We start from the raw sequence: 12351 nt of genomic DNA on the forward strand, positions 1-12351 counted from the left end.
CGATACAGATCTCCACACAACACCAATGGTGCACGATGATCGATTTACACTCGCATATTATTCCGGGCATCGATGATGGTGCTCGAAGCATTGAAGACAGCATTGCTCTGTTGGAGCAAAGCGCTCAACAAGGGGTGAGCAAAATACTGTTCACCCCTCATATTACGCCACGTGCGTTCGACAACGACTCCTACAGCATTACCACAGCATTTACTGCTCACGAATCGGCGTTACGCTCGGTTGCCGGTATAGAAGTCGCCTTCGCCTGCGAGGCACGTATTCATGCCGACTTACCATTCGCCATCAGCAGCGGCCAAGTACCGCTAATTAAAGGCCACAATGGTAATAAGTACTTACTTCTGGAACTACCTACTCGCGAAATACCTGTTGCCACAGACTTGGTAGTCGACTGGTTATTAGATGAAGGCATTACCCCAATTATTGCGCATCCAGAGCGCAATACGGTAATACAAAACAAGCCAGGTGAGTTGCGTAAGCTTGTGCGCAAGGGGTGCATGTCGCAAATTACAGCAGGTTCTTTACTTGGCAAATTCGGCCCAACGGCGCAAGAAAGCGGCTGGACGTTTATTGAGAAAGAACTTGCTCATATAGTTGCAAGCGACACGCACAATTTGCAGTACCGGCCTAACCTAATGAGCGATGCACGCACTGCCGTAGCCGAAAAGCTTGGCGAAAGCGTGGCTGAAGCTTATTTTATTACTACTCCAAAATTGATTAGCGAAGGAATGTTCAACCAATGGTAAAGCGCATTGGCATTGTGGCGCTGGCAGCGCTTACGTTAGTAACCATTTACTTATCTTGGCAGTGGGGCACGGCTAACCTTTACTACAAAAAAGCCGACTACTACTTAACCTACTGGCAGGATGGTGGTGATGTAGAAGCAAACATTTACCAAGACGCGGTAGATGCCATCAATGTGGCGCTCAATCGCCACCCTCAGCACCCGCACTACCTAAATGTGCGCGCCAAAATTTACCAGTGGGGCGCGTTTAGCAATATGGCAGACCCGGCTGAACTGTTAACGGCTGCCAAAGCGGATTTTTTACGTGCTACCGAGTTGCGCCCACTCTGGCCTATTACCTGGATGGACCTTGCACAAGTTGAGGTAGACTTGGCTGGTGGCGAGTTTACCGAGCAAGCGCAGGCCTATTTTGATCAAGCGAACGAAGTGGGCCCCTACCTACACGAGTTGCTGCAAACTGAACTAGCATTGCTAACCCGCGTGTGGCCACAACTCTCTACCGATTATCAGCAGCACTACTATCAAAAAGTAGAAGCCGTGAAAGGCAACTACAAACTAATTCGCTTTGCCTTCGAGGACGCCAAAGCAAAAGACCGCCTGCGCGGCATTTGCACGTTCACCTTACTGGATGAAGATATGCAGAGTGTTCGGGATGGCTGGTTATACCGCAACTACTGCACAGGCTAGTTACATTTCTATGCGAACAAAATGATACGCTGGCTCCTCGTAGGGGTGAGCCGCTTTGAGCGCTTGTAGTACGGCATTGCGAAGATGCTCTGGGCAAAGCATTTCTACTTTTACCTCTTCTACGCGCTCTAATGCACCAGGCTCGCCAATAAATGGGTTAGCACTGGCCATTGGCTTAAACTGCCCTGTGCCAGCATACTCGAATGCACAGTGCTCGTAATCACCCTGTGTACCCGCCCCTGCCTCAAACAATGCCAGCTTAACCTGTTCTTTATGAGTAACCGGTACATACACCACTAATTGCAACACTTTAACGCTCCTGCAAGTTTGTTCAGCTAGTTGATGCTACCATTGCGACACATTTTACCGCGAGGGAGCATGATGAAAAACTTATCACTCATTAGCATACTGCTAAGCCTGTTTGTATTAACTGCCTGCGCAACGCAGGGCGCGAACAAACAAGCCAAGAATTTTTGGCAAGCAGTAGAGCAAGAAAACTTCGACGCCGCCGCTCGGCTCACTATCAACCCGTCGCCAACCAAATTGCGCCTGCTTACTGCGCCGGTGCGTGGCATGAGTGCTGAAATGATCGACAGCAAGGTAGAAGGTGACAAAGCAGTGGTACTTACCAAGCTTGTGGGCAATGGCAATAGCGAATACCTGATGACCATTATGGTTAAACACGACGGCGCCTGGCTGATTGATGACCAAGCAATGCTAAAAAGCGCAGTCACCTATCGCCTTAACCGCTTTGCTAGCGAAGTAAGCGTAGAAGCAAGTGCTGTGCTCGAGCAAGCCATGCAAGACTTAGAAGACAGCTGGCAGGACATTCAGCGCGAGCTAGAGAAACAAGCAAAATAACTCTGCTTAGCCAATATTAGAGCAATGAACTGGGCAAGCGCTGGTTAACTTATTGATTTTTATGGGTTTTGCCAATTTTTTTCCAAATATCCCTAGACAACCCCAATAAAATCAGTAACATAGCCAGCGCTTTCCACGGAGGAGTGGCAGAGCGGTTGAATGCACCGGTCTTGAAAACCGGCGAGGGTTAACGCCCTCCGCGAGTTCGAATCTCGCCTCCTCCGCCATTTACTACTTTTATTAGTAGCTTTTTGGTTTATTAATTCAATACATCAAAACTAGTTACAATAAACAGTAGAGCTCTCGCGATTACCCTGCGTAATCAACTCTTTAGGAGGAGTGGCAGAGCGGTTGAATGCACCGGTCTTGAAAACCGGCGAGGGTTAACGCCCTCCGCGAGTTCGAATCTCGCCTCCTCCGCCATTTAGTAAAACAGTCAACTCAATAGCACGTCATCCTAGCAAAGCACAATCGGTTCCACGCCGTTCAACATATATTAAAAGATTTTGCAATTAGACACAGTACTTCAGCTAATTACTAAAGCACTCTCACAGCAACCCTGAAAGCAGAAACTGGGATCGAAACTCCTTTACATCTGCATCTAAGAAACTCAAGGCTGCACCACCAAGCAACACATGCAACTCTGTCCAACTCCCATGAATGGTAATACCTAAGAGAAGTGAAGTAGCACTTAAAAACACTAGCCTCCTACTGACCTTAGTGCTTCTTACTCTTATTGGCTAATCAAAACTATATCCACCACATTGAGTTACAAAGCCATTCATACCTCTCCAAGAAACCGCCGTAACATCGCCACATTACAACCTAGACTCCCAACATAAGCGAGCCAAGTTTACTTAAAGAACACTCGATCAATTGGACTCGCCAGTTTCGTTAAACAATAAAAAAGACGTCGAGCATTATGCACGACGCCTATAAATCCTAACTGGCTAAGTATTTACTTAAGTCAGTTTATTAACGACAGCTAGCAGGTAAATACCTAGACTCAATACCGTTTGTTGATGCTGTTTGACAACGCCAGCCCAAAATTGGGTTGTTTGAAGCTCGCGCAAAATCTGCGGCAATCGCTGGTGTTGTCAAGCTTGCATCAGTATACGGAACAAACTCAAGGTTCACATTGGCACCTAACTGAGAGATGTTTTGCGCTTCTACAGTAATAACACCAGCCGCTGAAGTACTAACGGAAGCGACATACTGTGAGGTTGTTGCACCTTCACCACAGCCGAATGAGTCAGCAGCTGTCGGAGCACTTACAAAACCTGTCTGCGAGGCTTCCGATATAGCAGTTCTGCAAGTTGACGCAGCAAGCACTACTTCTGACACCTTAGCACGCGCCGTATAGTCTTGATATGCTGGCAACGCTACCGCTGCTAGAATACCGATAATTGCAACAACGATCATTAGTTCGATAAGAGTGAAGCCTTTTTGAGCTTTCATAATTTAACTCCAATTTTCTTTATTTGATGTGCGTTCTGCACTGGACGAGTAACAATATACAACTAGCATGCCAACTTCCAAAGCCCCCAATTACTGGCATTTTGTTGAGCACTTTAGGTAAATATCGTCACTAGCTGTCGATTACTGACAAACTTTGTCAACACTAGGGTTACAGAGCCAGTTTTGTAACCTAGAGTCGAGTACTAGGTTTCAATTTAGTAGAAAACGACGGTTTCACACCAGATTTAGCGCGATGCGCTAGACTCAAAATTTAATCAAGCTACTATGTAAGCCTTAGTTAGGGGCGAGGTTAAGATGTCTAGTTTCACAGGGTTACCAAAGCGTTTATTCGAACTTGCAGTCGTTGACGAGAAAAAGCTAGTTGAAGCAGTTGATGCCGCAAGGCAAAAAAAGTTGTCTCTGGTTAGCCTACTGGTTGAAGAGTATGGCGCGAGCGCTAAAGACGTTGCCATGGCTGCTGCTGAAGAGTTTGGTATGCCGTGGTTCGACCTTACTACTTTTGACTTCACTCAATGGCCTGAAAACCTTGTCGATAGCAAACTGATTGAAAAGCACAAAGCACTGCCGTTATTAAAACGTGGCAACCGGCTGTATGTTGCGATATCAGACCCTAGCAACCAAGTTGGCTTAGATGAGATTAAGTTCAATACTGGCTTAACGGTCGACGGCATTCTAGTTGAACATAACAAGCTAGCACAGGCGCTCGAAAAGGCGTTAGATGACACGCCAGCCTCACTTGGTGACTTCGATGACGATGAGCTCTCCGGCATTGAAGCGGCAGAGCAAGAGGACAGAGACGCACAACAAGATTCCGCTGATGCCGCCAATGATGCGCCGGTAGTAAAGTTCATCAACCAAATGCTGTTATCCGCTATTAAAAAGGGTGCCTCAGACCTGCACTTTGAACCCTATGAACGCTCTTATCGTGTTCGCTTTCGTATTGATGGCGTGCTAGAAACCATGAGCAAGCCGCCTATCGCCTTGTCACCCAAGATATCGGCTCGTTTAAAAGTACTGTCTAGCATGGACATCGCCGAGCGCCGAGTTCCGCAAGATGGCCGCATCAAGCTTAAAATATCAAAAACCAAATCAATCGACTTTCGTGTCAACACATTGCCTACTTTGTGGGGCGAGAAAATTGTTTTACGTATACTAGATTCCAGCTCAGCCAAGATGGGGATTGATGCGCTCGGTTATGAAGAGGTGCAGAAAGAGATGTACCTAAATGCCTTGTCGAAACCACAAGGCATGATTCTAGTGACTGGCCCAACGGGGTCGGGCAAAACGGTATCCCTCTATACTGGCTTAAATATTCTCAATACCGAGGGAGTCAACATCTCTACAGCAGAAGACCCTGTTGAGATCAACTTAGAAGGTATTAACCAGGTTAACGTTTCGCAGAAGGTGGGCTTGGATTTCGCACAGGCACTTCGTGCCTTCCTTCGCCAAGACCCAGATGTGGTAATGGTTGGTGAGATTCGTGACCTGGAAACCGCCGGCATTGCAATTAAAGCAGCACAAACGGGTCACTTGGTGCTCAGCACTTTGCACACTAACAGTGCGGCAGAAACTTTAACTCGTTTACAAAACATGGGCGTACCGTCGTTCAACCTTGCCACGACTGTAAACCTAATTATCGCCCAGCGCTTAGCACGCAGGTTGTGCAAACATTGCAAGAAGAAAGCTGATATACCAAAAGAAGCGCTTCTGAAAGAAGGCTTCACTGAAGAGCTGTTAGAGGCTGCGCAAATTTACGAACCTATAGGCTGTGAGCAATGCAATAAAGGCTACAAAGGCCGTGTTGGTATTTATGAGGTGGTAAAAGTGACGCCGGCCATATCCAAGATTATTATGGATGAAGGTAACGCTATTACACTTAACGAACAGTTTCAGCGTGAAGGATTTAATAACCTTCGCCAATCCGGTTTAATGAAAGTGGCACAAGGGGTTACCAGTTTGCAAGAAGCAAACCGTGTAACCACTGAGTAAGGAGTCGATTTATGACAGAAGCAAAGCAGTTACAGTTTGCTTATAACGGCACTGACCGCCGTGGTAACAAGGTCAAAGGTGTAATTTCGGCTCCTAGTGCAGCAGCAGCAAAAGTTTTACTGCGCAAACAAGGCATGAAAACCGCCTCAGTTAAGCCGAAAGGCAAAGAAATTAACCTTAGCTTTGGCAATAAGGTTGGCAGCGAAGACATTACGATTTTTGTTCGCCAAATGGCGACCATGATGAAAGCAGGTGTACCACTTGTCCAAGCATTTGACATTGTTGCGGACGGCCTGAAGAAACCCGAAATGCAAAAGATGGTACGTCAAATTCGCGACGACGTTTCTGCTGGAGGCACTTTTGGCTCGGCCCTACGCGCGCATCCCAAACATTTTGATGATTTATTTTGTTCTTTAGTTGAAGCCGGCGAGCAATCAGGTGCACTTGAGACAATGTTAGACCGCATCGCGCTTTATAAAGAAAAGAATGAATCAGTTAAGAAAAAAGTTAAAAGTGCAATGACCTACCCAATAACTGTTCTTGTCGTTGCAGCCGTTGTAACAGCAATTTTGTTAATCAAAGTAGTGCCTACTTTTGAAGAACTATTCAGCAGCTTTGGTGCTGACTTACCTGCACCAACAAAAATGGCCATCGCAGCTTCCGAATGGATGCAATCCTCTTGGCTATTTATCCTTATAGGAATAGGTGCTTGTGGGTTTGCTTTTTCGCAAGGTATGCAAAGATCTGAATCATTCAAACACTCTGTACAACGCTTATCATTAAAATTGCCTGTTTTCGGAAAAATATTCGATGTAAGTGCAATTGCTCGGTATTGCCGCACTATGTCAACTACTTTTGCAGCGGGGGTACCGTTAGTAGATGCGCTCGAATCGGCAGCAAGCGCAACGGGAAACATTGTCCACGAATCCGCTATCATGCAAATTAAGGAAGACGTTTCTTCTGGTACGGAACTAAACGTAGCAATGAGACATCAGCCTGTATTTCCAGTGATTGCTGTGCAAATGGTTGCCATTGGAGAACAATCTGGTGCTTTGGATACCATGCTAGAAAAAGCCGCCATCATGTTTGAAGAAGAGGTTGATTCACTTGTGGGGAGTCTCACAGCTATGCTTGAACCTATGATCATGTCATTTTTGGGCGTGGTCGTTGGTGGGCTGGTTATCTCGATGTACCTACCAATCTTCCAGATCGGCCAGGTTGTCTAATGCTAGAAATAATTATCGCCCTCATCCTTGGCGGCTTAGTTGGTTCGTTTTTGAACGTAGTTGCGCACCGCCTGCCAGTAATGATGAAGCGTGAGTGGGTGGCGGAGTGTGCCGAGATAGACGGTGCCAAAGTTGAGTATGCTGATGAGTACCCAGAGCGCTTTAATATTGCAGTGCCTGCCTCACGCTGTCCTAAATGCAATAGTCAAATAAAGCCTTGGTTTAACATTCCGGTATTCGGCTGGTTAATGCTGCGCGGTAAGTGTAACGACTGCTCGGCGCCTATTTCAGCCCGCTACCCTATTGTTGAGGGTGTTACGGCTATTTTAAGTGCTGCCACTGTTTGGCAGTTTGGCGCCACACTTGAAGGGTTATTCTGGTTGGGGTTTGTTTGGTCGCTGGTAGCACTCACACTTATCGACCTAGATGAAATGATTCTACCCGATAAGATTACCTTGCCACTTGTATGGGCCGGTATTCTTTGGCATTTATGGTCACAAACGCTGCCACTCGAAACCGTTATTATTGGTGCCATGGCTGGATACTTGTCATTGTGGTCGGTGTACTGGCTCTTTAAGCTGATCACGGGCAAAGAAGGCATGGGCTATGGCGACTTTAAGTTGTTTGCCGCCTTTGGTGCTTGGTTTGGCTGGGAAGCTTTACCTCTGATTATTCTTCTGTCTGCCGCCGCCGGTGCGGTGATAGGGTTAATTCAGCAACGCATTCGAGCAGGTCAACCTATGGCGTTTGGCCCTTACCTTTGTGTTGCCGCCATTGTTTATTTGTTCTTTGGAGAGCAAATTATGGCCTGGTACTTGGGTAGCATGTTCTAATTCTCAAGATTGGCACTGGGCAAAGGTAAAATGATTGTTGGATTAACCGGCGGTATCGCCTCTGGCAAGTCTGTTGCGAGCGCTGAGCTAGAGCGCTTAGGCTGCTGCATTGTTGATACTGATGTACTGGCGCGTGAAGTGGTTGCTGCAGGCTCAGAAGGGCTTGCAAGGCTTGTAGACTGCTTTGGCGAACAGATACTGACCGATGAACGAGCGCTCAATCGCCCTGCCCTGCGCGAACTGATCTTTGCCGATGCTACAGTTCGAGAACAAGTGGAATCCATTGTTCACCCGTTGGTGTACCAGCGCATGGATGAACTACTTGCCACACCCACTGATGCCTACCATGTGTTGGTTAGCCCACTTCTTGTGGAAAAAGGCCAATACAAACGTTGTGACCGAGTGCTGTTAATTGATGTACCTGAGTCAGTACAAGTTGAACGGGTTATGGCACGCGATGGGGTGAGTGAAGCACAAGCGCAGAAAACCTTATCAGTACAAGCATCAAGGCAGCAGCGTTTGGCAGTAGCAACCGATGTCATTGAAAATACTGGCAGTATCGGCGTGTTACTTGATACCCTTCGAGCTAAACATCAGCAGTATTTGGAGATGGCCAATGAAGGTTAATTGCCCCACTTGCCAAACCTCACATGAGTATAAAACCGATAACCCTTTCAGGCCGTTTTGCAGTGAGCGTTGCAAGCTGATTGACCTTGGCGAATGGGCCAGCGAAGGGCACCGCATTGCCGGTGAAGATGCCCCGCAACAAGAAGATGAGCGGGATATTCATTGAGCCCTGGGTCACTCCCGCGCAGGCGGGAGTCTAGTTTCCGGCGTTTAACCCAGCGACTGGATCCCCGATAAAAGCACTCGGGGATGACTGGCTTTTTGCACTCGGGGATGACGGGCTTTTTGCATCCGGGGATGACGGGCCTGGTACATCCGGTGACGACGTCGGTCACTCCCGCGCAGGCGGGAGTCTAGTTTCCGGCGTTTAACCCAGCAACTGGATCCCCGATAAAAGCACTCGGGGATGACTGGCTTTTATCGGGGATCACGGGTGGGTTTGTTTCCCGAACCTTCGGTTCGTAAAACCTACGGGAAACATTGACCGGTGCGGGCTTATTCGCCGTCTACAATCTCTAGCAATTCAACTTCGAATAGCAATACCGAGTTGGCTGGAATCGCAGGAGATGGCGATTGTTCGCCGTAGGCTAGCTCAGATGGAATGGTGAAGTTGAACTTGTCACCTACTTCCATTAACTGCAAGCCTTCTACCCAACCAGGAATCACACCATTTACTGGGAAAGTTGCTGGTGTACCGCGCTCTACTGACGAGTCGAATACAGTGCCATCAGTTAGGGTACCCGTGTAGTGTACGCGCACTGTATCAGTCGCTGCTGGTGATTCACCAGAACCTGATTGCGAAACCACTTCATACTGCAAGCCAGATTCAGTCGTTACCACACCGTCACGTTGAGCATTTTCTTCTAAATACGCGTCGTTGGCTGCTAAACGTTCAGCTGCAGCGGCTTGCTCTTGTGCTTCACGCTCTTCCATCATGGCTTGGTAAGCCGCTGAAAACGCTTGCGCTTCCACTTGTGGATCAGCTTGTGTCATCGCATCAATCACTGCAGCGGTGAACACATCTAAATCAAACTCGCCGTCAAATTGGCTCTCTACTTGCAAGCCAAGCTGGTAACCGAAGCCATAGCTTAGGATTTGGTCATTGTTGAATGACTCTGTATTGAGTTCAGTTGGCTCTAATGCAAAAGCCGAAGTAGATAATAAGGCTGCTGAAGAGAGAACTGCAGCGGGTAAAAACTTAAGTTTCATTGTTATCAACCATTCTTAGAAGTTGTAGGTCGATGGTAACAGCTATAATTGTTTCTAACAGCCTGCAAAAGGCAAAAAATATGATTCATTCAGCAAAGTTGTTGGTGCTGTGGGCTTTGTTGGCTGTGCTGTTCAGCTCGCTGACAGCTTGTACAGAAGAACCGCCGGTTGAAGAAGGAAGCGCCGAGGCGACGCCAACGCCTTACCCAACACCAGAAGGCTTAACCGAACTGCCAGAAGGTGACAATACGCTGCAAGGCACAGCGGCTTATGGTGCCGCTGCCGCCTACGCCGATGTATGCCTTGTCGGCAGCACACGCTGCACGCGTGCCAATATAGATGGTGAGTATAACTTAACGCCCATTGAGCCCGATTCTGGCTACTTGTCGGCGAACTTTCTTAACGCCTCTGGAGCAAGCCAAACGCTTTATAGTTATTTCGCTTTTACCGATGCGCCAGCTGAAACCGTGCATATCAATCCAAGCACCGATACCATCGCGCGAATAGCGGCAATTCTTGACTGCACAACGGGCTTACCACCGGCAACCGATTGCCTTGCAGCGCCAGAAACTATTGCCAGCACACTAGGCGGCATACAAACCTTGTTAGGCCCATTATGGCCGGAAGGGCGAAACCCGTTTACTGGGCCATTCGAAGCCAATCCAGATACCGACGAGCTCGACCGCTTACACGAAACCATCGACTATTTAATCAACGGGCAGCAATTAGAAATTGTTGATTTAAATGGCACCCTACTCGCTCGTGCCGATTTACTCCAGCTCGACGATTTAGCACTCGGCACGATTCCAGCTGGTGCGCAGGTTGTTACGGAGGAGCTAGCCGAGTTAGCCCGCAGTGCCTACCAAACGGTGCAACCGCCGCAGCAAAATGAACGCTTTGAAATGATTGTGTCGGTCAGCCCAGCGAATGCCACGGGCCCAACTCAGTTTGCTAGCCAAGTGCGGGTGCGTGCTAACCCAGCACAAGAAACCAACGAAGCCGCCCGCGCCCGATTTACCCTGTTGTATTTTGATGGCCGTACCGCCGAGTGGGAGCAAGATTTTGGCCAGCCGCTTAATCAGTCGTTTACCGATATCGACAGTGGCAGTTTTTGGTTAACGGAGCCGGGGCGCTATGAGTTAATTGTCGACTTATTGATTATCGACAACCTAGCAGCGGAGTCTTTGGTACTCACTTCTAGTCAACAGGTCACAGTTGGCCTAGTTGATGGCGCAGACCCCATTACTTACCAATATGGTGCAGAAGGCAGTTGTTATAGCCAGCCAGCCGACAATACGCGCGATTTTTACTTCTGCTTTGAATCGGCAAATGGCTTAACCTACAGCGATGGCGAACAAAACAACGGGTTAGATGCGCTATGCAGCATTACCGATGATGACTATCCATTCTTGCGCCAACCGGGGCGCTGCCCTACTACGGTGTTGCACGGCGGCTTTTATTCTGGCTACTGTACGTTAACGGCGGGCTATGGGCGTATTTATTTTTACCAATCACCCGTGCGCGATTATGGCGCTGTTGGTGGCGCGATCGCATTGGCCGAGTTGCGATGCACTAGTCGTGGCGGAGCGTGGACGCCGGTGAGGTGATTGCCATCCCCGAGGGCAACCCACCTGTCATCCCCGAGTGCAACCCACCCGTCATCCCCGAGTGCAACCCACCCGTCATCCCCGAGTGCTTTTATCGGGGATCCAGTTGTTAGACTGTTGCCCGGCGCGAAAACATGCGCCGTACAACCTACGGTATGGCGTAGGTTTTACAAACCGAAGGTTTGGGAAACATTTATCGGTGGCGATACGTGTTGGTTATGATGCTGCCTACCAGCGCTGCACAAAGTGCCATTGTTCATCGCGGTGCTGCAATAATAACAATGGGGTGTTGGGCGTTAGGTCGCTGCCGTAGCGCAGCAGGCCAGATGCGGTTTCGATGGCTCGGTTGGCGATGGCGGCGTCTTGGCTTAGTTCGAATGCCACGAGTACAGAGCGAAATGCCGCTTCTACTACTTGGTCTGGGTAGCGCTGGGCGCGTTTTAGGGTTTCTAGTACTAGGTAGTCTGAAACTGGGCTGCGTTGCACATTATGATGCCAATCCGTTAGTTGATACGCACCTTCGGGTAGGCTTGCCAAGCTAGTTTGGTTAACAAATCGGCTGAACACATACAGGCGCTCGGCATCTAGGCTAGTCAAGTCTGGCAAATCACCGGTCCAAATAACCAATACCGGGCTGTTTTGGTCCTCAATATCGGCAACTGTGGTAAAACGCTTGTTATGATCGGGTTGAATGGTGGCGGCTAGCTCTTGGCTTTGCACAACGTCGTTGTGCAACACGATTGGGTCATCGAAGTGCTGGCGTACTTTTGCTTCAATGGCCTGCATGCCTGGCAGCGCCCCAATTACACCATCTTGTGAGTGCCAAAAAGACAGCCCGGCCACGCTTTGTTCTGGTGCTTGTTCGTCTAGTGGGAAGTCTGGTGGCAGCACGTAAACTTTTTCGCCGCCCCATTCTAGGTTTTGCTCACTTAGGTAATCTAGGCCTATCTCAATACCGAGTTCATGATAGGCCGACAATGGCGACTGTGGGTCGGTTGGTGGTATTAATACTGGTTCGGAATAAGCACTAAAGGCTATAAAAACAGTTAATACCGCCAACAATCGCATGG

Annotated in this window: 13 protein-coding genes and 2 tRNA genes; 11 read left to right on the forward strand and 4 right to left on the reverse strand. The window is 48.5% G+C overall.

The genetic code is table 11. The annotated features are described in order from the left end of the window. The first annotated feature begins 35 nt into the window (after window positions 1-35). Both DUW71_RS05590 and DUW71_RS05595 read left to right on the forward strand, forming a co-directional pair. A complete protein-coding gene (locus tag DUW71_RS05590) occupies window positions 36-764 on the forward strand; it encodes a tyrosine-protein phosphatase (protein WP_119394263.1) in 729 nt (242 codons plus the stop codon). Continuing rightward, entirely contained in the window at window positions 758-1450 is a 693-nt protein-coding gene (locus tag DUW71_RS05595; RefSeq protein WP_119394264.1) for a VpsP family polysaccharide biosynthesis protein, read from the forward strand. The genes DUW71_RS05590 and DUW71_RS05595 overlap by 7 nt, the downstream gene beginning before the upstream one ends. Here DUW71_RS05595 and DUW71_RS05600 read toward each other — a convergent pair whose 3' ends face one another. After that, window positions 1451-1759 carry an NGG1p interacting factor NIF3 gene (locus DUW71_RS05600; protein WP_119394265.1) on the reverse strand — a complete coding sequence of 103 codons (309 nt, stop codon included), beginning with the start codon at window positions 1757-1759 and terminating at the stop codon, window positions 1451-1453. It lies immediately after the preceding gene. Between the two features lie 69 nt (window positions 1760-1828). Between DUW71_RS05600 and DUW71_RS05605 the strand changes: the two genes are divergently transcribed. From DUW71_RS05605 to DUW71_RS05615, 3 genes are all read left to right on the forward strand, one after another. Further along, on the forward strand, window positions 1829-2311 hold the full coding sequence (locus DUW71_RS05605) for a hypothetical protein (protein ID WP_158583891.1): 483 nt from the start codon (window positions 1829-1831) through the stop codon (window positions 2309-2311). 137 nt (window positions 2312-2448) lie between these two features. Next, window positions 2449-2538, forward strand: a tRNA-Ser gene (locus DUW71_RS05610). A gap of 106 nt (window positions 2539-2644) precedes the next feature. Next, a tRNA-Ser gene (locus tag DUW71_RS05615) sits at window positions 2645-2734 on the forward strand. A gap of 552 nt (window positions 2735-3286) precedes the next feature. Here DUW71_RS05615 and DUW71_RS05620 read toward each other — a convergent pair. Next, window positions 3287-3769, reverse strand: a complete 483-nt coding sequence (locus DUW71_RS05620) for a pilin (RefSeq protein ID WP_119394267.1) — start codon at window positions 3767-3769, stop codon at window positions 3287-3289. A gap of 315 nt (window positions 3770-4084) precedes the next feature. Here DUW71_RS05620 and pilB point away from each other — a divergent pair, with 315 nt between their 5' ends. The 5 genes from pilB to yacG are packed head-to-tail and all read left to right on the forward strand — an operon-like array spanning window position 4085 to window position 8631. Then, a complete protein-coding gene (gene pilB, locus DUW71_RS05625; RefSeq protein ID WP_119394268.1) occupies window positions 4085-5779 on the forward strand; it encodes a type IV-A pilus assembly ATPase PilB in 1695 nt (564 codons plus the stop codon). An 11-nt stretch (window positions 5780-5790) separates the two neighbouring features. Next, window positions 5791-7005, forward strand: a complete 1215-nt coding sequence (locus DUW71_RS05630) for a type II secretion system F family protein (RefSeq protein ID WP_119394269.1) — start codon at window positions 5791-5793, stop codon at window positions 7003-7005. After that, window positions 7005-7838 (forward strand): prepilin peptidase, encoded by an 834-nt coding sequence (locus tag DUW71_RS05635; RefSeq protein ID WP_119394270.1) that lies wholly within the window; start codon window positions 7005-7007, stop codon window positions 7836-7838. The genes DUW71_RS05630 and DUW71_RS05635 overlap by 1 nt, the downstream gene beginning before the upstream one ends. 30 nt (window positions 7839-7868) lie before the next feature. Next, window positions 7869-8465, forward strand: a complete 597-nt coding sequence (gene coaE / locus DUW71_RS05640) for a dephospho-CoA kinase (RefSeq protein WP_119394271.1) — start codon at window positions 7869-7871, stop codon at window positions 8463-8465. Then, a complete protein-coding gene (gene yacG, locus DUW71_RS05645) occupies window positions 8455-8631 on the forward strand; it encodes a DNA gyrase inhibitor YacG (RefSeq protein ID WP_119394272.1) in 177 nt (58 codons plus the stop codon). The genes coaE and yacG overlap by 11 nt, the downstream gene beginning before the upstream one ends. A 329-nt stretch (window positions 8632-8960) precedes the next feature. Here the strand turns inward: yacG and DUW71_RS05650 are convergent, their stop codons facing one another. Continuing rightward, window positions 8961-9674, reverse strand: coding sequence for an FKBP-type peptidyl-prolyl cis-trans isomerase (locus DUW71_RS05650; RefSeq protein WP_119394273.1), 714 nt, complete (start codon window positions 9672-9674; stop codon window positions 8961-8963). Window positions 9675-9754: 80 nt separating this feature from the next. On the opposite strand from DUW71_RS05650, the gene DUW71_RS05655 reads away from it, so the two are divergent. Next, a complete protein-coding gene (locus DUW71_RS05655) occupies window positions 9755-11281 on the forward strand; it encodes a hypothetical protein (RefSeq protein WP_119394274.1) in 1527 nt (508 codons plus the stop codon). A 228-nt stretch (window positions 11282-11509) separates the two neighbouring features. Here the strand turns inward: DUW71_RS05655 and DUW71_RS05660 are convergent, their stop codons facing one another. Then, a complete protein-coding gene (locus DUW71_RS05660; protein WP_119394275.1) occupies window positions 11510-12349 on the reverse strand; it encodes a hypothetical protein in 840 nt (279 codons plus the stop codon). Window positions 12350-12351: the final 2 nt, after the last annotated feature.

Origin of the sequence: Salinibius halmophilus (assembly GCF_003577475.1) — a bacterium.
Taxonomy (GTDB): Bacteria; Pseudomonadota; Gammaproteobacteria; order Pseudomonadales; family Natronospirillaceae; genus Salinibius; species Salinibius halmophilus.

Bases quoted from the DNA above. Each gene is read 5' to 3' on its own strand.
- DUW71_RS05660 (WP_119394275.1), bottom strand. From the start codon at position 12,349: ATGCGATTGTTGGCGGTATTAACTGTTTTTATAGCCTTTAGTGCTTAT.
- DUW71_RS05590 (WP_119394263.1), top strand. From the start codon at position 36: ATGATCGATTTACACTCGCATATTATTCCGGGCATCGATGATGGTGCT.
- coaE (WP_119394271.1), top strand. From the start codon at position 7,869: ATGATTGTTGGATTAACCGGCGGTATCGCCTCTGGCAAGTCTGTTGCG.
- DUW71_RS05605 (WP_158583891.1), top strand. From the start codon at position 1,829: ATGATGAAAAACTTATCACTCATTAGCATACTGCTAAGCCTGTTTGTA.
- pilB (WP_119394268.1), top strand. From the start codon at position 4,085: ATGTCTAGTTTCACAGGGTTACCAAAGCGTTTATTCGAACTTGCAGTC.
- DUW71_RS05595 (WP_119394264.1), top strand. From the start codon at position 758: ATGGTAAAGCGCATTGGCATTGTGGCGCTGGCAGCGCTTACGTTAGTA.
- DUW71_RS05630 (WP_119394269.1), top strand. From the start codon at position 5,791: ATGACAGAAGCAAAGCAGTTACAGTTTGCTTATAACGGCACTGACCGC.
- DUW71_RS05620 (WP_119394267.1), bottom strand. From the start codon at position 3,769: ATGAAAGCTCAAAAAGGCTTCACTCTTATCGAACTAATGATCGTTGTT.
- DUW71_RS05635 (WP_119394270.1), top strand. From the start codon at position 7,005: ATGCTAGAAATAATTATCGCCCTCATCCTTGGCGGCTTAGTTGGTTCG.
- yacG (WP_119394272.1), top strand. From the start codon at position 8,455: ATGAAGGTTAATTGCCCCACTTGCCAAACCTCACATGAGTATAAAACC.
- DUW71_RS05655 (WP_119394274.1), top strand. From the start codon at position 9,755: ATGATTCATTCAGCAAAGTTGTTGGTGCTGTGGGCTTTGTTGGCTGTG.
- DUW71_RS05650 (WP_119394273.1), bottom strand. From the start codon at position 9,674: ATGAAACTTAAGTTTTTACCCGCTGCAGTTCTCTCTTCAGCAGCCTTA.